Source organism: Bacillus spizizenii TU-B-10 (genome assembly GCF_000227465.1).
GTDB lineage: Bacteria > Bacillota > Bacilli > Bacillales > Bacillaceae > Bacillus > Bacillus spizizenii.
In genome coordinates this window covers 2,385,759-2,402,451 of record NC_016047.1, presented here as the reverse complement: position 1 = coordinate 2,402,451, position 16,693 = coordinate 2,385,759, and the positions used below count along the sequence as shown (strand labels likewise).

The 16,693-nt window shown below is 42.7% G+C and carries 21 protein-coding genes, 1 pseudogene and 1 riboswitch; of the genes and pseudogenes, 18 read left to right on the top strand and 4 right to left on the bottom strand.

Annotated elements, in window-relative coordinates; genetic code table 11:
• Positions 1–3 precede the first annotated feature (3 nt).
• Positions 4–876 (bottom strand): DUF1002 domain-containing protein, encoded by an 873-nt coding sequence (locus tag GYO_RS33840; protein ID WP_014114262.1) that lies wholly within the window; start codon positions 874–876, stop codon positions 4–6.
• 256 nt (positions 877–1,132) lie between these two features.
• On the opposite strand from GYO_RS33840, the gene GYO_RS33835 reads away from it, so the two are divergent.
• Positions 1,133–1,564 (top strand): peptidylprolyl isomerase, encoded by a 432-nt coding sequence (locus tag GYO_RS33835; RefSeq protein WP_003223931.1) that lies wholly within the window; start codon positions 1,133–1,135, stop codon positions 1,562–1,564.
• Between the two features lie 153 nt (positions 1,565–1,717).
• Here the strand turns inward: GYO_RS33835 and GYO_RS33830 are convergent, their stop codons facing one another.
• The gene (locus GYO_RS33830; RefSeq protein ID WP_014114261.1) at positions 1,718–1,930 is read right to left on the bottom strand and encodes a spore germination protein; all 213 of its coding nucleotides are present in this window, start codon (positions 1,928–1,930) and stop codon (positions 1,718–1,720) included.
• A 302-nt stretch (positions 1,931–2,232) separates the two neighbouring features.
• Between GYO_RS33830 and GYO_RS33825 the strand changes: the two genes are divergently transcribed.
• Positions 2,233–2,439: a zinc ribbon domain-containing protein gene (locus tag GYO_RS33825; RefSeq protein WP_003223929.1), complete on the top strand. Its 207-nt coding sequence runs from the start codon at positions 2,233–2,235 to the stop codon at positions 2,437–2,439.
• On the opposite strand, the pseudogene GYO_RS43410 reads toward GYO_RS33825, so the two are convergent.
• Positions 2,382–2,619, bottom strand: a pseudogene (locus tag GYO_RS43410) (hypothetical protein). The gene GYO_RS33825 and the pseudogene GYO_RS43410 overlap by 58 nt on opposite strands.
• A gap of 365 nt (positions 2,620–2,984) precedes the next feature.
• Between GYO_RS43410 and sipS the strand changes: the two are divergent.
• The 7 genes from sipS (at position 2,985) to ribT (ending at position 8,454) form a co-directional block, all read left to right on the top strand.
• A complete protein-coding gene (sipS, locus tag GYO_RS33815) occupies positions 2,985–3,539 on the top strand; it encodes a signal peptidase I sipS (RefSeq protein WP_014114258.1) in 555 nt (184 codons plus the stop codon).
• A gap of 238 nt (positions 3,540–3,777) precedes the next feature.
• Positions 3,778–4,122, top strand: coding sequence for a hypothetical protein (locus GYO_RS33810; RefSeq protein ID WP_003223922.1), 345 nt, complete (start codon positions 3,778–3,780; stop codon positions 4,120–4,122).
• Between the two features lie 120 nt (positions 4,123–4,242).
• A riboswitch (FMN riboswitch) is annotated at positions 4,243–4,387 on the top strand.
• 129 nt (positions 4,388–4,516) lie between these two features.
• The gene (gene ribD, locus GYO_RS33805) at positions 4,517–5,602 is read left to right on the top strand and encodes a bifunctional diaminohydroxyphosphoribosylaminopyrimidine deaminase/5-amino-6-(5-phosphoribosylamino)uracil reductase RibD (RefSeq protein WP_014114256.1); all 1,086 of its coding nucleotides are present in this window, start codon (positions 4,517–4,519) and stop codon (positions 5,600–5,602) included.
• A gap of 10 nt (positions 5,603–5,612) precedes the next feature.
• Entirely contained in the window at positions 5,613–6,260 is a 648-nt protein-coding gene (gene ribE, locus GYO_RS33800) for a riboflavin synthase subunit alpha (protein WP_014114255.1), read from the top strand.
• Between the two features lie 14 nt (positions 6,261–6,274).
• Positions 6,275–7,471 carry a bifunctional 3,4-dihydroxy-2-butanone-4-phosphate synthase/GTP cyclohydrolase II gene (locus GYO_RS33795; RefSeq protein WP_014114254.1) on the top strand — a complete coding sequence of 399 codons (1,197 nt, stop codon included), beginning with the start codon at positions 6,275–6,277 and terminating at the stop codon, positions 7,469–7,471.
• A gap of 32 nt (positions 7,472–7,503) precedes the next feature.
• Positions 7,504–7,968 (top strand): 6,7-dimethyl-8-ribityllumazine synthase, encoded by a 465-nt coding sequence (ribH, locus tag GYO_RS33790; protein WP_003223915.1) that lies wholly within the window; start codon positions 7,504–7,506, stop codon positions 7,966–7,968.
• 111 nt (positions 7,969–8,079) lie between these two features.
• Complete coding sequence (ribT, locus tag GYO_RS33785) at positions 8,080–8,454, top strand: GNAT family N-acetyltransferase RibT (RefSeq protein ID WP_003223910.1); 375 nt, start codon at positions 8,080–8,082, stop codon at positions 8,452–8,454.
• Between the two features lie 13 nt (positions 8,455–8,467).
• On the opposite strand, the gene GYO_RS33780 is transcribed toward ribT, so the two are convergent.
• Positions 8,468–8,992, bottom strand: a complete 525-nt coding sequence (locus tag GYO_RS33780) for a DUF309 domain-containing protein (protein ID WP_014114253.1) — start codon at positions 8,990–8,992, stop codon at positions 8,468–8,470.
• A gap of 278 nt (positions 8,993–9,270) precedes the next feature.
• On the opposite strand from GYO_RS33780, the gene GYO_RS33775 reads away from it, so the two are divergent.
• The 9 genes from GYO_RS33775 to resB all read left to right on the top strand — a co-directional run bounded on the left by GYO_RS33775 (position 9,271) and on the right by resB (position 16,678).
• A complete protein-coding gene (locus GYO_RS33775; RefSeq protein ID WP_041521175.1) occupies positions 9,271–10,026 on the top strand; it encodes a segregation/condensation protein A in 756 nt (251 codons plus the stop codon).
• Positions 10,016–10,609 (top strand): SMC-Scp complex subunit ScpB, encoded by a 594-nt coding sequence (gene scpB, locus GYO_RS33770; protein WP_003223904.1) that lies wholly within the window; start codon positions 10,016–10,018, stop codon positions 10,607–10,609. Before GYO_RS33775 ends, scpB begins: the two co-directional genes overlap by 11 nt.
• A 54-nt stretch (positions 10,610–10,663) precedes the next feature.
• Positions 10,664–11,203 (top strand): YpuI family protein, encoded by a 540-nt coding sequence (locus GYO_RS33765; RefSeq protein WP_014114251.1) that lies wholly within the window; start codon positions 10,664–10,666, stop codon positions 11,201–11,203.
• A 122-nt stretch (positions 11,204–11,325) separates the two neighbouring features.
• Positions 11,326–12,474, top strand: coding sequence for a D-alanyl-D-alanine carboxypeptidase DacB (gene dacB / locus GYO_RS33760; RefSeq protein ID WP_014114250.1), 1,149 nt, complete (start codon positions 11,326–11,328; stop codon positions 12,472–12,474).
• Positions 12,462–13,052 carry a spore maturation protein SpmA gene (gene spmA / locus GYO_RS33755; RefSeq protein ID WP_014114249.1) on the top strand — a complete coding sequence of 197 codons (591 nt, stop codon included), beginning with the start codon at positions 12,462–12,464 and terminating at the stop codon, positions 13,050–13,052. Before dacB ends, spmA begins: the two co-directional genes overlap by 13 nt.
• A 4-nt stretch (positions 13,053–13,056) precedes the next feature.
• The gene (gene spmB, locus GYO_RS33750) at positions 13,057–13,593 is read left to right on the top strand and encodes a spore maturation protein SpmB (RefSeq protein ID WP_003223896.1); all 537 of its coding nucleotides are present in this window, start codon (positions 13,057–13,059) and stop codon (positions 13,591–13,593) included.
• A gap of 91 nt (positions 13,594–13,684) precedes the next feature.
• Positions 13,685–14,419, top strand: coding sequence for a 23S rRNA pseudouridine(2605) synthase RluB (gene rluB, locus GYO_RS33745; RefSeq protein ID WP_003223894.1), 735 nt, complete (start codon positions 13,685–13,687; stop codon positions 14,417–14,419).
• A 94-nt stretch (positions 14,420–14,513) separates the two neighbouring features.
• A complete protein-coding gene (gene resA, locus GYO_RS33740; RefSeq protein ID WP_014114247.1) occupies positions 14,514–15,053 on the top strand; it encodes a thiol-disulfide oxidoreductase ResA in 540 nt (179 codons plus the stop codon).
• Entirely contained in the window at positions 15,050–16,678 is a 1,629-nt protein-coding gene (resB, locus tag GYO_RS33735; RefSeq protein ID WP_014114246.1) for a cytochrome c biogenesis protein ResB, read from the top strand. Before resA ends, resB begins: the two co-directional genes overlap by 4 nt.
• Positions 16,679–16,693 lie beyond the last annotated feature (15 nt).

Here is a 16,693-nt window from a genome sequence, read left to right as displayed (position 1 = left end):
TTCTTATTTGAATATAGAAACAATCGCATTCCAGATAGATACGAAGAAATCAATGACTTTCTGGATGAAGTTTTTGCCCTCATCTGATTCTATGAATTTCGTAATCTTATCTTTCGCTTTATCAAGCTGGTCACCGACCTGTCCCCAGTCGATGTCAACATTTTTCATTTTATTGAATAGGGAGACAAGCTGATCTTTTTGGCTGTCTGTAAGTGTGACGTTTAAATCAGAAGCTGCATCGTCCACTTGTTTTTCAATGTCAGCTTTATTGTCAGGCACACCGTTTTTAGCAAACTCTTCTTTGATTTTTGCAATCAGCGCAGCTGCATTTTCGTTACCGATTTTGTCTCCAAGCTCTGATGTCGTAACAAGCTCTTGGTTGGCTACTTGCTTAACATCTTCCGAGATCGCTTCATCAGAAGAAACTTCATACGCCTTAATCAATCCAGTTAAAGCCGCAGTCCCGGATACTTCAAACGGTGCTGTAACATACACCTTCGCATCTTTAACACCGGCAGTCATCAGCGCATTCAGGTACATTTCATCTGTAATGCCGCTGATATTATGTGTTTCAACATTCAGTCCAGAGCCTTTTTTGGCAATGGTTATCGATGATGAAGAAATCGCTCTTGATCCGATTTGAGCGCTCGATATATATTTTCCTAAATATTCATGTTCTTCCTTATTGGTCACAGTTACCGTTGTGGCATTATCAGGGACATTCATTTCATCAAGCACTTTTTGTTTATCAGATTCTGATAAATCAGCACCTAGTGTTACAATGACATCTCCAACTGCGGCATCCGCGAGACTGACTTTCGGAATCGTCAGCAGCAAAACGGCCGCCGCCAGCATTCCAATCCATATTTTTTTCAAAGCAGTTTGACCTCCTTCAATTTCACAAGCAGCTGGATAGAGCTGCTTTGCGAGGACCTGAATCATGATGAAAATACAGTTCCGTTAGGTTAGACGGAGATAAAGAGATCCAGGTTTCATTTTTATTTTTTGTAAAGCCGGGAGATTCGTTTTCCCCCGAAAGGTGTGGTATAATAGCCGCGACAAGGAGAGACAGGCTATAACCTATCATACATAATCTCCTTTGAAAATTAAAATAAAGAAAGTAGGCATACAATTGAAAACAGGTTACTTTTTATTAGAAGATGGCAACAAAATTGAATTTGAACTTTATCCTGAAGCTGCACCGGGTACTGTCGCAAACTTTGAAAAGCTTGCGAACGAAGGCTTTTATGACGGGCTTACATTCCACCGAGTGATTCCAGGCTTCGTGAGCCAAGGCGGCTGCCCTCACGGAACTGGCACAGGCGGTCCGGGATACACAATCAAATGTGAAACAGAAGGAAACCCGCATACACATGAAGCGGGCGCACTTTCTATGGCACACGCTGGAAAAGACACTGGCGGCAGCCAATTTTTCATCGTCCATGAGCCGCAGCCTCATTTGAACGGTGTTCACACTGTATTCGGTAAAGTAACAAGCGGATTAGAATTCGCGAAAAACATGTCTAATGGCGACGTCATGAAAGAAGTTCGTGTAGAAGGCTAATAGGCAGGCAGAAGGCTTTCCCATCTCGGGGAAGCTTTTTTATTTGCAAAAAATGATCCAATAGAAAACCGCCTGAGTGCTAGAGGCGGTGAACAAAAAGACATTTATCCGGTTAAAGAGGAGAGTTTTGTCTCACTTAAAAGCAGACAGGAATTACAATATTTTAGTCACATTCTGATCGGAAAATTGACTGTTAATCATTTTGGATTGGCTTACAAAATTGTTTTCAATGACAATTCCCGTATTCGAGCCGCCGGAACCAAACACAGATTTGGACACAGTTAATGGACTGATCGTAAAAGCACCACCTACGTTTACTACACTGTTCCCGGAAACGTTGTTTATATTAATAGGATAATCAATCATTTACGGAGTCTCCTTTCAAATTCACTATTTTTTATATGTATTATTGCTAGAGTCAATAAGCGTAAACTTATTGGTAAAAATACTTATCTTTTATATGATGTCACGAAAAGGGGTAGATTCTTCAATCATTGCATCTTTTTTAGCCAGTCACGTCAAGTCAAGCAGGCAGAATTGGCTTTTATTTCTGTGGACTTCATATATAAAATTAAGAAAACTTTAAAGTTACATGGTTCATTGGAAATGGGATTTTGTAGTAAAATGAATCAAAACAAACGTGATGTTATGAAAAGGAGCTTGGCGTTATGAACAACAAAGGCTGTATAAAATGCGGAAGTACTGAAGCGGGACAAAAAGAAATAGCCACAACCGGTACGGGATTATCGAAGTTGTTTGATGTGCAGCACAACCGTTTTCTTGTGGTGTACTGTAAGAATTGCGGATATTCAGAGTTTTATAATAAAGAATCTTCAACCGCCGGCAATATATTGGATTTGTTTTTTGGAGGCTGATCCATGTTTTCGGGCTTCAATGATTTTAAATATATCATGAAAGCAAAAAGGGATGCCGGTTATGTTACCTGTGAAATAGGCTGCCGCAAACATTCCAGTAACCTTCATGACGTGAATCATTTTGTCAAGCGCCATGGGTATCATGGACTGGGCGATCAATGGAATGCAGTAGATGAACAGACTGCCCGTAACCTCATGACTTATATACGATCTAAAGATTTAGCATACGAGTACTCTCTTTCTTCCGAGCCCATCGCTTCTGAACTATGCGATTATTTCTTTCGTTATTTTTCTGATGATCCTGTGTATGATACGAATGCTGATATGATGTTCAGTCCGGTTATGTTGAACTAAACTGCTGGAGTCCAATTTCCCAAGCGACATTTGATGCAGGACTGGTTGTGATCGACAAGAAAAAGATAAGCATGATTTGGGCAGAAGATGAAGATGAACAGATTGTAAAATCACTTCAATGGTCCTGATGGGATTTCTTTTTGATTCGTGATAACATAAATTGAAGATCGTTGTTTATTGGAGGAAATCAGTTGAAATCAGAAAATGTTTCGAAGAAAAAAACAATGTTAGAATGGGCAAAAGCAATTGTGATTGCTGTCGTCCTCGCTCTGCTCATCCGCAATTTTATTTTTGCGCCGTATGTCGTTGACGGAGACTCTATGTATCCTACACTTCATGACCGTGAAAGGGTTTTTGTCAATATGACAGTCAAATACATCGGCGAGTTTGATAGAGGAGACATCGTCGTATTAAACGGGGATGATGTTCACTATGTCAAACGGATTATCGGCCTGCCTGGAGATACTGTTGAAATGAAGAACGACCAGCTTTATATCAACGGGAAAAAGGTGTCCGAACCTTATTTGGCAGCCAATAAAAAGAGAGCGAAGCAGGACGGTTATGACCATTTGACCGATGATTTCGGCCCGGTTAAAGTGCCTGATGACAAGTATTTTGTGATGGGTGACAACCGGCGGAACTCAATGGACAGCCGAAACGGGCTTGGCCTCTTCACGAAAAAACAAATTGCGGGCAAGTCTAAGTTTGTTTTCTTCCCGTTTAACGAAATGCGCAAAACAAATTAGGATCAAGCAGCTTCCTGAACAGGAGGCTGCTTTTTTTTATTTCTTTTTTTCGTTCATCCCCCAAAACCAGAACATAAATTCGTATAACTATAGAAAAGAATTTTTTGCAGAAATGTGAAACATATTCCCGTTATGCATCGTTATATTAATAATTTACGAGACTTTACGGTTTTTTATTCATGAAAAAAAGGAATAACTCATATGAATGAATAGATTCATATTGGCTGGAGGTTTAAAAATGGGAAGAATAAAAACCAAGATTACCATTCTGTTAGTGCTTTTGCTTTTACTTGCAGGCGGTTATATGTACATAAATGATGTAGAGCTGAAGGATGTTCCGACAGCAATTGGACAAACCTTGTCCTCGGAAGAAGAGGAATACACCATCCAGGAATATAAAGTGACGGAAATTGACGGCTCAGAGTATCATGGCGAAGCAGAAAACGGCACGAAAATCATCTTCAACGGAAAAAAATTAAATCAGGATTTGTCTGATATAAAAGAAGGCGACAAGATTAAGGCATACTTCAGCAAATCAAAGCGGATCGATGGTTTAATCAAGGTTGCCAAAGTGAATGATTAACAAAACATCACCTTTCGGATCGAAGGGTGATGTTTTGTTTTTCTCAAATTGTAAGTTTATTTCATTGCGTACTTTAAAAAGGATCGCTATAATAGCCAATAAGGACAAATGAATAAAGATTGTATCCTTCGGGGCAGGGTGGAAATCCCGACCGGCGGTGGTAAAGCGAATTCGCTTTAGAGCCCGTGACCCGTGTGCATAAGCGCGCGGTGGATTCAGTTTAAGCTGAAGCCGACAGTGAAAGTCTGGATGGGAGAAGGATGATGAGCCGCTATGCAATTGTATCAAAAATGCATAGTGTTATTTCCTATTGCGTAAAATACCTAAAGCCCCGGATTTTTCATAAATTCGGGGCTTTTTTGACGGTAAATAACAAAAGAGGGGAGGGAAACAAATGGAAGAGTATTATATGAAGCTGGCATTAGATCTTGCGAAGCAGGGCGAAGGACAGACCGAATCCAATCCGCTCGTCGGCGCTGTTGTGGTAAAGGACGGACAAATTGTCGGAATGGGCGCCCATTTAAAATATGGCGAAGCTCATGCAGAAGTTCATGCCATCCATATGGCCGGATCCCATGCAAAGGGTGCGGATATTTACGTTACACTCGAACCGTGCAGCCATTACGGAAAAACACCGCCATGTGCAGAACTGATTATCAACTCTGGCATCAAAAGAGTGTTCGTGGCGATGAGAGATCCTAACCCGCTTGTGGCCGGAAGAGGGATCAGCATGATTGAAAAAGCCGGTATTGCAGTAGAGGAAGGCATCCTGGCTGACCAGGCGGAGAAGCTGAATGAAAAATTTCTGCACTTCATGAGGACAGGCCTTCCTTACGTCACACTAAAAGCTGCCGCAAGCCTTGACGGAAAGACAGCTACCAGCACGGGCGACAGCAAATGGATCACGTCAGAGGCTGCAAGACAGGATGCTCAGCAATACAGGAAAACACACCAAAGCATTTTAGTCGGAGTTGGCACTGTGATAGCTGACAATCCGAGTTTAACTTGCAGGCTGCCGGATGTGACAAAACAGCCGGTTCGGGTGATACTTGATACCGCACTCTCGATTCCTGAGGACACTCAAGTGATTTGCGATCAAGCAGCGCCGACATGGATTTTTACAACAACGCGCGCAGACGAGGAAAAGAAAAAACGGCTTTCAGCTTTAGGTGTGAACATATTTACGCTTGAAACTGAGCGCATTCAAGTTCCCGATGTTTTGAAAATCCTTGCGGAAGAAGGCATCATGTCGGTGTACGTGGAAGGCGGTTCAGCTGTTCACGGAAGCTTTGTAAAAGAAGGCTGTTTTCAAGAAATCATCTTCTATTTTGCCCCTAAACTAATCGGAGGAACGCATGCTCCCAGCTTAATCTCCGGTGAAGGTTTTCAATCAATGAAAGATGTCCCCTTATTACAATTCACTGATATAACCCAAATCGGCCGTGATATCAAACTGACGGCAAAACCGATAAACGAGTAGGATGGTGACCATGTTTACAGGAATTATTGAAGAAACAGGCACAATCGAATCCATGAAAAAAGCAGGGCATTCAATGGCCTTAACAATCAAATGCTCAAAGATTTTAGAGGATGTTCATCTGGGCGATAGCATTGCGGTGAACGGCATTTGTCTGACTGTCACTGATTTTACAAGAAATCAATTCACAGTGGATGTTATGCCTGAAACAGTCAAAGCTACGTCACTAAATGATTTATCAAAAGGAAGCAAAGTAAATCTGGAAAGAGCGATGGCGGCAAACGGCCGTTTCGGAGGCCATTTCGTCTCAGGGCATGTCGACGGAACTGCTGAAATTGCACGAATTGATGAGAAAAGCAACGCTGTTTACTATGATTTAAAGATGGACCCGTCTTTAACAAAAACACTGGTCTTAAAAGGATCAATTACCGTGGACGGCGTGAGCTTAACCATATTCGGGCTGACAGAAGACACAGTGACAATTTCTTTAATACCGCATACGATCAGCGAAACGATTTTTTCAGAAAAAACGATCGGCTCTAAAGTGAATATCGAATGCGATATGATCGGAAAATACATGTATCGATTTTTGCATAAATCCAATGAAAATAAGACCCAACAAACCATAACAAAAGCCTTCTTAAGCGAAAACGGCTTTTAGAGAGGAAGATTTGCATGTTTCATCCGATAGAAGAAGCACTAGATGCTTTAAAAAAAGGCGAAGTCATCATAGTTGTAGATGATGAAGACAGAGAAAATGAAGGAGACTTTGTGGCTCTTGCCGAGCATGCAACTCCAGAAGTCATTAACTTTATGGCGACACACGGAAGAGGGCTGATTTGCACGCCGCTCAGTGAGGAAATCGCAGACAAGCTTGATCTTCACCCTATGGTTGAGCATAATACAGATTCTCACCATACTGCATTTACGGTAAGCATTGACCACCGTAAAACGAAAACGGGTATCAGCGCTCAAGAAAGATCCTTTACCGTTCAAGCATTGCTGGACAGCAAATCCGTGCCGTCTGATTTTCAGCGTCCCGGGCACATTTTTCCGCTGATTGCGAAAAAAGGAGGTGTCCTGAAAAGAGCGGGTCATACAGAAGCTGCTGTTGATCTTGCCGAAGCCTGCGGATCTCAAGGAGCCGGCGTCATTTGTGAAATTATGAATGAAGACGGAACGATGGCGAGAGTGCCTGAGCTCATTGAAATTGCGAAAAAGCATCAATTAAAAATGATCACCATTAAAGATTTGATTCAATACCGTTACAATCTAACAACACTTGTCGAGCGTGAAGTCGACATTACGCTGCCTACTGATTTTGGCACATTCAAGGTTTACGGATACACAAATGAGGTAGACGGAAAAGAGCATGTCGCATTTGTGATGGGAGATGTGCCGTTCGGTGAAGAACCGGTATTGGTCCGGGTGCATTCAGAATGTCTCACAGGTGACGTGTTTGGATCTCATCGCTGTGACTGCGGCCCGCAGCTGCACGCCGCGCTGACGCAAATTGCCGCAGAAGGCCGGGGAGTGCTCTTGTATTTGCGCCAAGAAGGCCGAGGCATCGGTTTAATCAATAAATTAAAAGCTTATAAGCTTCAGGAACAAGGCTATGACACCGTAGAAGCCAATGAGGCGCTTGGATTCTTGCCTGACCTTCGCAACTATGGCATCGGTGCACAAATGTTACGCGACCTCGGTGTGCGGAATATGAAGCTTTTGACGAATAATCCGCGAAAAATCGCCGGCCTTGAAGGCTATGGGCTCAGCATTTCAGAAAGAGTGCCTCTTCAAATGGAAGCAAAAGAGCACAATAAAAAATATTTGCAAACCAAAATGAACAAGCTGGGTCATTTACTTCATTTCTAATCACAAATATCACAAAAAAGGATGGGAATCATATGAATATCATACAAGGAAATTTAGTTGGTACAGGTCTTAAAATCGGAATCGTAGTAGGAAGATTTAATGATTTTATTACAAGCAAGCTGCTGAGCGGTGCAGAAGATGCGTTGCTCAGACACGGTGTAGACACAAATGATATCGATGTGGCTTGGGTTCCAGGCGCATTTGAAATTCCGTTTGCTGCGAAAAAAATGGCGGAAACAAAAAAATATGACGCTATTATCACATTGGGCACTGTCATCAGAGGCGCGACGACACATTACGATTATGTCTGCAATGAAGCTGCAAAAGGCATCGCGCAAGCAGCAAACACTACTGGTGTACCTGTCATCTTTGGTATTGTGACAACTGAAAATATCGAACAGGCGATCGAGCGTGCCGGCACAAAAGCGGGCAACAAAGGTGTAGATTGTGCTGTTTCTGCCATAGAAATGGCAAATTTAAACCGTTCATTTGAATAATTTGCTGAAAACAGTTTAAAAATATGGCGAAAATGATATAATGTGAGAAAACGGATCACCTATTCGTATCCGTTAATAGCAGACTGGACATTTTGATATAGAGGGGTTTTTATGTTAATTCGTTATAAAAAATCGTTTGAAAAGATTGCGATGGGACTTCTTTCGTTCATGCCGAATGAAAAAGACCTTAAGCAGCTTCAGCAGACAATTAAGGACTACGAAACGGATACAGACCGCCAGCTCTTTCTTTGGAAAGAGGACGAGGATATCGTCGGAGCAATCGGAGTCGAAAAAAAGGATTCTGAAGTTGAGATCCGGCATATCAGTGTAAATCCTTCTCATCGCCATCAAGGAATCGGAAAACAGATGATGGATGCTTTAAAGCATTTATTCAAAACGCAGGTACTGGTTCCAAATGAATTAACGCAGAGCTTTTTCGAACGTTGTCAAGGTCAGCAAGATCAAGACATTTCATACAATAATTAAGCAGAGGCTGAAATCAGCCTCTGCTTTTTTTTCTCCGTTCTATTTCTTTTTCACGTTCAAGGATGACGTCAGTCCGATCCCGCAAACGGTGCTTGTCGATAAGAAACGTATCGGTGAGTGTGCTGGGCTGCCCCCATGTGTACTCTTTTTTCTTGCATTCAATTCGGCATGCTTCCTCCAGCTTCTCATCTTTGATCGGCAGCATAATGCTTTCATAGGAAGAGCCCGTTTCAATTTGTTCGTAAACCGACTGCATAAGCTCGAGTAAGCGACTATGATCAAGCCCCAAGCCTTCGACCGCTTGTTTTTCCGCTTGAAGAATTCGGATGCTGTTCGCCATCAGTCTTTTTGCCCCGGCTGTATTTTGCCTTCTGTGATGATACAAAGCAACCGCAAGCTGAATAAAGCCGACCCAATAAACTTTTCGATTGTTTGGCGGATCTTCCTTCCAATATTCTTCTAATATTTCATGGCATTCAAAATAATCCCGTGTCGCGTGAAATTCAACGAGATAATCGATATAAGCTTTCGGATACAAGATGCTTCCTCCTTTAATCTGCCTTTAGTGTAACACAGGAAGGAGAGAAGGAAAAAGAACGCTTAGCCCGACATTGAAAGGGGAACCGCCGCTAAGACTTTTTTCTCCTGCCTCCTTTGTTATAGTCTGAGCGAACGCCTTTTTTGTTTTGAATATTCTGTACAAACCGCTTTAAAACAGGAAATGAAATAGTATTGGACGAGAGCTTTTTGGTGGCTTATACTAAAGGATAGCCAGTTTATCTGGCAATGAGAGTGATACTTGAAAATGGTGAGATGATGGAAGAATATCAAGTGAAAATTGATACGTTTGAAGGCCCATTGGACCTTCTGCTTCATTTAATCAATCGTCTTGAAATTGACATATATGATATACCTGTGGCGAAGATCACTGAACAATATTTATTATATGTACATACGATGCGTGTGCTTGAGCTCGATATTGCCAGCGAATATTTGGTCATGGCTGCCACGCTGCTCAGCATTAAAAGCAGAATGCTGCTCCCGAAGCAAGAGGAGGAGCTTTTTGAAGATGAATTACTTGAAGAAGAAGATCCACGGGAAGAATTGATTGAAAAGCTGATCGAGTATAGAAAATATAAAGATGCGGCGAAGGATTTAAAAGAACGGGAAGAAGAAAGACAAAAATCGTTCACAAAACCGCCGAGTGATTTGAGCGAATATGCAAAAGAAGTAAAACAGTCTGAGCAAAAGCTCTCTGTCACGGTCTATGATATGATCGGGGCTTTTCAAAAAGTGCTGAAACGCAAAAAAATAACTAGGCCGATGGAAACAACAATTACCAGACAGGAAATACCAATCGAAGACAGAATGAACGAAATCGTGCACAGCCTGAAATCAAGAGGAACGAGAATCAACTTTATGGACCTGTTTCCATTTGAGCAAAAAGACCATTTGGTTGTGACTTTTCTAGCCGTTCTCGAGCTGATGAAAAATCAGCTGGTTCTCATTGAACAGGAACACAATTTTTCAGATATTTACATTACGGGGAGTGAATCCATTCATGGGGCTTGATATCGTGAATTGGAAAGCTATTGTGGAGGCCCTTCTTTATGCGGCAGGCGATGAAGGGCTCACAAAAAAGCAGCTGTTAACAGTGCTTGAAATCGAAGAGCCAGAACTGAACACCATCATGGCGGATGTGGCGGACGAATACCGCGGGGATACAAGGGGCATTGAACTTATTGAATATGCAGATACGTACATGCTCTCTACTAAAAAAGACTTTGCGCCATACTTGAAAAAACTGATTGAAGTGCCATCAAAGGGCCTTTCTCAAGCATCTTTAGAAGTGTTGGCCATTGTTTCATATAAACAGCCGATTACGAGAGCAGAAATTGAAGAAATCAGAGGTGTAAAATCAGAGCGGATTTTACACAGCCTTGTCGCGAAGGCGCTATTGTGTGAAGTCGGACGGGCTGACGGTCCGGGCCGGGCTATTTTATACGGCACAACGCCGACTTTTCTTGAACAATTTGGTCTGAAAACGCTGGACGAGCTTCCGCCGCTGCCCGAAAATGCGGAAGAAGACGTTCTTCAAGAAGAAGCAGATTTATTTTTTGAAAACTTTAACCAAACCTTCGAAGATATAAAATAGAAGTTTAATGAATCGCGCTTTTTCATCATCATAAGATATAAGGAAGAAGCTATCATGAAAGAAGCAAAATGTGAGAGACAAAGACATGAGGGGAAGATACCAAACGAAATGGGACATTCGATTGTGCGAGCGCAGACTCAAAAAACAGGCGAATTCTTATCAATGGTTGTCAATACCGTTAACGATTACCTAAATCAAACGACGCTGGAGTCCTTACAGGCTGAATTGCCTACTGAGAAAGGATACTGCTGTGATGTGCTGAGCACTCTGAGAAGAATGACAGTATTTTGTGAAGGAGGCGCAGAAGCGTGCCGCCGTCTCCTGATGCAGGAGCCTTTTCAGGAAGCCAGAGCGGAAAAAACACTTTATAATGTGTATCACCAATGCATCGAAGAGTTCTTTATGCCGAAAAAAGACACGTGGTGTGAAAATAGCCGGGCATCTTATACCGGGGTCAGCGCAATTGAGTTTTACCATGCTGTTCCTGCGTCGCTTGAGCAATTATTATTGCCGCTGAGCGCAGCCTTTCTGAAGATGAGGGAAGAGCTGGCCCATTACGAAACGTCCGGATCAAGCATGGCTCCAATCAGATAACTTTTACTCTCCCTTTTTCAGGGAGAGTTTTTTTATGTTTACCTGCAGATATATAATTGTTATTCATAACTGGTGGACATGCGCATAAACTTGTACAAACCACCACAAGGACGTGAGCAAACATGCGCATTTTCAAAAAAGCAGTATTCATGGTCATGATTTCTTTTCTTATTGCAAATGTAAATGTGAACACAGCACATGCTGCTATAGATGTCAGTGCAAAAAGCGCGATCGTTATTGACGGAGCGTCAGGCAGAGTGTTATTTGCCAAGGATGAGCATGAAAAAAGGCGGATTGCAAGCATCACAAAAATCATGACGGCCGTTCTCGCCATCGAATCCGGCAAAATGGATGAAACGGTGACAGTGTCCGCAAATGCTGTCAGAACAGAAGGCTCTGCCATTTATTTAACAGAGGGGCAAAAAGTGAAATTAAAAGATCTTGTGTATGGCCTGATGCTGAGATCGGGAAACGACGCCGCTGTCGCAATTGCTGAACATGTCGGTGGAAGCCTCGATGGATTTGTTTATATGATGAATCAAAAAGCTGAGCAGCTTGGCATGGAGAGTACCCGTTTTCAAAACCCGCACGGATTGGACGACCATGAAAATCATTATTCAACAGCTTATGACATGGCCATTTTAACCAAATACGCTATGAAGCTGAAAGACTATCAAAAGATTTCTGGTACGAAAATATACAAAGCAGAAACGATGGAAAGCGTCTGGAAAAACAAAAATAAACTGCTGACCATGCTTTATCGATACAGCACAGGAGGAAAAACAGGATATACAAAACTTGCAAAACGGACACTGGTCTCAACAGCTTCAAAGGACGGCATTGACCTGATAGCCGTCACCATAAATGACCCTAACGATTGGGATGATCATATGAAGATGTTTAACTATGTGTTTGATCATTATCAAACCTATTTAATCGCGAAAAAAGGGGACATTCCAAAGCTGAAAGGCACATTTTATGAATCGAAGGCTTTTATCAAACGTGATATCACCTATTTGCTAACCGAAGAGGAAAAAGAAGATGTCAACATTAAAACCACGCTCCTTAAGCCGAAAAAAACATGGGAAAAAGACGCCTCAAAAATTCCCGACATCGTAGGGCATATGAAGATCATGTTCAACGATGAAACGATCGCAAAAGTGCCGATCTATTATGAAAATGAACGACATCAAAAACCGAAAAAACAATTTTTTGAAACGTTTAAATCAATCTTTCTGAATGCGGCTGGCGGGGCAAAATGGTCAATATAATTTGGGTCAGCTTAACTGTGATCGGACTTGTTTTTGCGATGTGCAACGGAACTCTGCAAGATGTAAATGAAGCCGTATTTAAGGGTGCGAAGGAAGCTGTTACGATTTCATTCGGACTGATGAGCGTGCTTGTTTTCTGGCTTGGTTTAATGAAAATAGCCGAGCAGTCAGGGCTTTTGGATATTTTCAGCCGGATGTGCAGGCCTTTTATATCTAAGCTGTTCCCTGATATACCGCCGGATCACCCGGCGATGGGCTACATTTTATCGAATCTCATGGCGAACTTCTTCGGTCTCGGGAATGCAGCAACTCCGCTTGGCATTAAAGCAATGGAGCAAATGAAAAAGCTGAATGGAAACCGAACGGAAGCAAGCCGGTCGATGATTACTTTTTTAGCGGTGAATACGTCCTGCATCACCCTCATTCCGACAACCGTAATCGCTGTTCGAATGGCTTATTCCTCCAAAACGCCGACAGATATCGTCGGACCTAGTATTTTAGCGACACTTATTTCCGGAATCGGCGCCATTATCATTGACCGGTATTTTTATTACCGCCGCAAAAAGAAGGGAAGGTGAGCGGATGGAAATCATCAACTGGCTGTCTTTAGCCATGATTCCGATCATAATTGCCGGAATTCTTCTTTATGGAACTATTAAAAAGGTTCCCACATATGAATCGTTCGTCGAAGGCGGAAAAGAAGGGATAGAAATCGCCTTTTCCATTATCCCCTACTTAGTCGGAATGCTTGTCGCCATAACTGTTTTCAGATCATCAGGCGCGCTTGATTTTATAATGGACCTTTTAAAACCGGTTTTCTCCGCTATCGGCATCCCCGCTGAGGTAGTGCCGCTTGCGCTGATCCGCCCGATCTCCGGTACGGCCGCACTCGGCATGACGACAGATTTAATTGCAGTATACGGACCCGATTCCTTTATCGGCAGGCTGGCTTCGGTCATGCAGGGATCAACAGATACAACGCTTTACGTACTGACTGTGTATTTCGGAGCGGTCGGCATCAAAAAAATGGGGGATGCATTAAAGGTGGGACTTCTTGCTGATTTAATCGGCGTAGTTGCATCTATCATCATCGTTACGTTATTATTTGGGAGCGCCTGAAAACGGCGTTTTTTTTGGATTTGGCATAGGAATTTGAAAAAGCTTGTTTGTTAAGGTTGAAAAAAGTAAGATAATACTTGAGGTGAAAGACATGGAAAGACTGCAAAAAGTGATTGCTCATGCCGGAGTTGCATCGCGCAGAAAGGCAGAAGAGCTGATTAAAGAAGGAAAAGTAAAGGTGAATGGCAAAGTAGTAACAGAGCTTGGTGTAAAGGTTACCGGTTCTGATCAGATTGAGGTAAACGGGTTAAAGGTTGAACGCGAAGAGCCGGTTTACTTTCTCTTATATAAACCAAGAGGCGTTATTTCTGCAGCCCAAGATGACAAAGGGCGCAAAGTCGTGACGGACTTTTTTAAAGAAGTCCCGCAGCGCATTTACCCGATTGGGCGTCTGGATTATGATACGAGCGGTCTATTGCTTTTAACCAATGACGGCGAGTTTGCCAATAAGCTGATGCACCCTAAGTATGAAATAGACAAAACATACGTGGCGAAGGTGAAAGGCATCCCGCCTAAAGAGCTGCTCAGAAAGCTGGAGCGCGGCATCAGGCTTGAAGAAGGCAAAACGGCGCCTGCTAAAGCGAAGCTGCTGTCTTTGGATAAGAAAAAGCAAACAAGCATTATTCAGCTGACGATTCATGAAGGACGCAACAGACAGGTGCGCCGCATGTTCGAAGCGATCGGGCATGAGGTAATCAAGCTGAAGCGTGAAGAATACGCGTTTTTAAACCTGCGAGGCTTGCACACGGGAGATGCCAGAGAGCTAACACCGCATGAAGTCAAAAGGCTCAGAGCGCTGGCGGATCACGGTAAAAACGCTTTCTAAATTTCACATAACCTTCAAAAAGTAAGAAATGTGAAATGAACGTGCAATGATATAATTGAATGGATCTGCAATAGGGGGAAGGGGGCAGTGGACAATGAAGAAAAAAAGGCGTTTATTCATTCGGACCGGCATCCTTCTCGTTTTAATCTGTGCACTTGGCTATACCATTTACAACGCTGTATTTGCCGGTAAAGAGAGTATATCCGAAGGGTCCGATGCACCGAATTTTGTCCTAGAAGATACGAATGGGAAACGTGTCGAGCTCAGTGACTTAAAGGGGAAAGGTGTTTTTTTGAATTTCTGGGGTACATGGTGTGAACCGTGCAAAAAAGAATTTCCTTATATGGCGAACCAATATAAGCATTTTAAAGACCAAGGTGTTGAAATTGTCGCGGTAAATGTTGGGGAGTCAAAGATAGCAGTACATAATTTTATGAAATCCTACGGAGTCAATTTTCCGGTTGTTCTGGATACAGATCGCCAAGTGCTTGATGCCTATGACGTATCTCCGCTTCCGACAACCTTTTTAATCAATCCGGAAGGAAAAGTTGTCAAGGTGGTGACCGGCACTATGACAGAAAGCATGATACACGATTATATGAATCTGATTAAACCCGGAGAGACTTCGGGATGAAGCAAGTCAAATGTGAATGCGGACATGTAAACCCGGTCGGAACCGTTCTATGTGAATCGTGCGGAAGAGCTCTCCAAGAAACTCAGCCTCCGCTTGCTGATATGAGATATGACGGAAGTGCAAGACGTTCACAAACTTATAACAAAACCATCATCGATAAAATTTGGAATTTCTTTTCTTCGGTTAAGGTGGGAATATGGCTTATCGTCATAACCCTTGCCGCATCAGCGTTCGGCACCATTTTTCCCCAAGAAGCTTATTTGCCTCCGGGCGCACAGGCTGATACTTATTACAAAGAGCAGTACGGCACGTTCGGCCAGCTTTATTATTTGCTCGGGTTTCATCATTTATATGGATCTTGGTGGTACCTGTTGCTCATTGCCTCGATCGGCATTTCACTTGTGATTTGCAGCCTCGACCGGGTCATTCCATTGTACAGAGCGTTAAAAAATCAAGGTGTCAGAAGGAGTCCTGCTTTTTTAAGAAGGCAGCGCTTGTTCAGTGAAACGGATACTGTACTAGACGGGGAAGCAAAAGAAAAGATTGCTGCTCTCTTAAAGAAAAAGCATTATAGAATCAGAGAAAAAGAGGGCAGCATTCTTGCCGAAAAAGGGCGTTTTTCACGCTGGGGCCCGTATGTCAACCACATTGGATTGATTATCTTTCTGATCGGTGCGATGCTGAGATTTGTGCCTGGCATGTACGTCGATGAGACGCTTTGGGTCAGAGAAGGCGAAACTGCAGCAATTCCGGGAACAGACGGAAAATATTATTTGAAAAACAATCAATTCAGCGTAGAGACCTATAACAGTAAAACAGAAAAAAAGGTATTCGCAGATGCCATTGACAGAGTCGGGGACGGGAGAGTAGCAAAGAACTTTCAAACAGATGCCGTACTTTACAAGAGAGAAGGAAAAATTGTTTATGGCGAGAAACCGAAGCTGAAAAAAGTAACAGAAGAGGACATCCGTGTCAATCAGCCGCTGCGTTTTGATTCCTTTTCCGTTTACCAGGTGGATTATAAAGAGAATCAGCTTGATCAAATGGTGTTCCAGTTAATAGACAAAAAAACAAAAAAATCCTTTGGGAGCTTGAAGATCAACCTTCTGGATCCAGATTCGGTTTATGATCTTGGTAACGGTTACAAAGTTGAAATTGCCAGCTACCTGCCAGACTTCTATTTTAATCAGGATGGAGAGCCTAGCACAAAAACAAAAATCCCTAACAACCCGGCTTTTGTCTTTAATATCATAACGCCGGACAAACCGAAGGGGGAAAAAAGCTTTGTTGCCATCCAAGAAACGATCGAAGGCTCCGGCAGCAATAAATACAAGCTGAAATTTGACCATGTTGAAACGAAAAACATTACCGGACTTACAGTCAGAAAGGATCTGACACTCTGGGTGCTTGCCGTCGGCGGAGCCATTTTTATGATCGGTGTCATTCAAGGTATGTACTGGCAGCACCGAAGAATCTGGCTGCACTCGCAGGACGGCGCAGTCATGGTGGCGGGGCATACGAATAAAAACTGGTATGGCCTGAAGAAGGATTTAGCCTTTGTATTGGCTGATTCCGGACTCACTGAACCGGAAGACCAAAAAGAATTAATCAAAACACAGAAATAGGCGAAAAGGGAGTGA

Excerpts from the sequence above, each read along its gene's own strand:
- GYO_RS33830 (WP_014114261.1), bottom strand. The coding sequence starts at position 1,930 with ATGATTGATTATCCTATTAATATAAACAACGTTTCCGGGAACAGTGTA.
- GYO_RS33825 (WP_003223929.1), top strand. The coding sequence starts at position 2,233 with ATGAACAACAAAGGCTGTATAAAATGCGGAAGTACTGAAGCGGGACAA.
- GYO_RS33810 (WP_003223922.1), top strand. The coding sequence starts at position 3,778 with ATGGGAAGAATAAAAACCAAGATTACCATTCTGTTAGTGCTTTTGCTT.
- ribD (WP_014114256.1), top strand. The coding sequence starts at position 4,517 with ATGGAAGAGTATTATATGAAGCTGGCATTAGATCTTGCGAAGCAGGGC.
- ribE (WP_014114255.1), top strand. The coding sequence starts at position 5,613 with ATGTTTACAGGAATTATTGAAGAAACAGGCACAATCGAATCCATGAAA.
- GYO_RS33795 (WP_014114254.1), top strand. The coding sequence starts at position 6,275 with ATGTTTCATCCGATAGAAGAAGCACTAGATGCTTTAAAAAAAGGCGAA.
- ribH (WP_003223915.1), top strand. The coding sequence starts at position 7,504 with ATGAATATCATACAAGGAAATTTAGTTGGTACAGGTCTTAAAATCGGA.
- ribT (WP_003223910.1), top strand. The coding sequence starts at position 8,080 with ATGTTAATTCGTTATAAAAAATCGTTTGAAAAGATTGCGATGGGACTT.
- GYO_RS33775 (WP_041521175.1), top strand. The coding sequence starts at position 9,271 with ATGGAAGAATATCAAGTGAAAATTGATACGTTTGAAGGCCCATTGGAC.
- scpB (WP_003223904.1), top strand. The coding sequence starts at position 10,016 with ATGGGGCTTGATATCGTGAATTGGAAAGCTATTGTGGAGGCCCTTCTT.
- GYO_RS33765 (WP_014114251.1), top strand. The coding sequence starts at position 10,664 with ATGAAAGAAGCAAAATGTGAGAGACAAAGACATGAGGGGAAGATACCA.
- dacB (WP_014114250.1), top strand. The coding sequence starts at position 11,326 with ATGCGCATTTTCAAAAAAGCAGTATTCATGGTCATGATTTCTTTTCTT.
- spmA (WP_014114249.1), top strand. The coding sequence starts at position 12,462 with ATGGTCAATATAATTTGGGTCAGCTTAACTGTGATCGGACTTGTTTTT.
- spmB (WP_003223896.1), top strand. The coding sequence starts at position 13,057 with ATGGAAATCATCAACTGGCTGTCTTTAGCCATGATTCCGATCATAATT.
- rluB (WP_003223894.1), top strand. The coding sequence starts at position 13,685 with ATGGAAAGACTGCAAAAAGTGATTGCTCATGCCGGAGTTGCATCGCGC.
- resA (WP_014114247.1), top strand. The coding sequence starts at position 14,514 with ATGAAGAAAAAAAGGCGTTTATTCATTCGGACCGGCATCCTTCTCGTT.
- resB (WP_014114246.1), top strand. The coding sequence starts at position 15,050 with ATGAAGCAAGTCAAATGTGAATGCGGACATGTAAACCCGGTCGGAACC.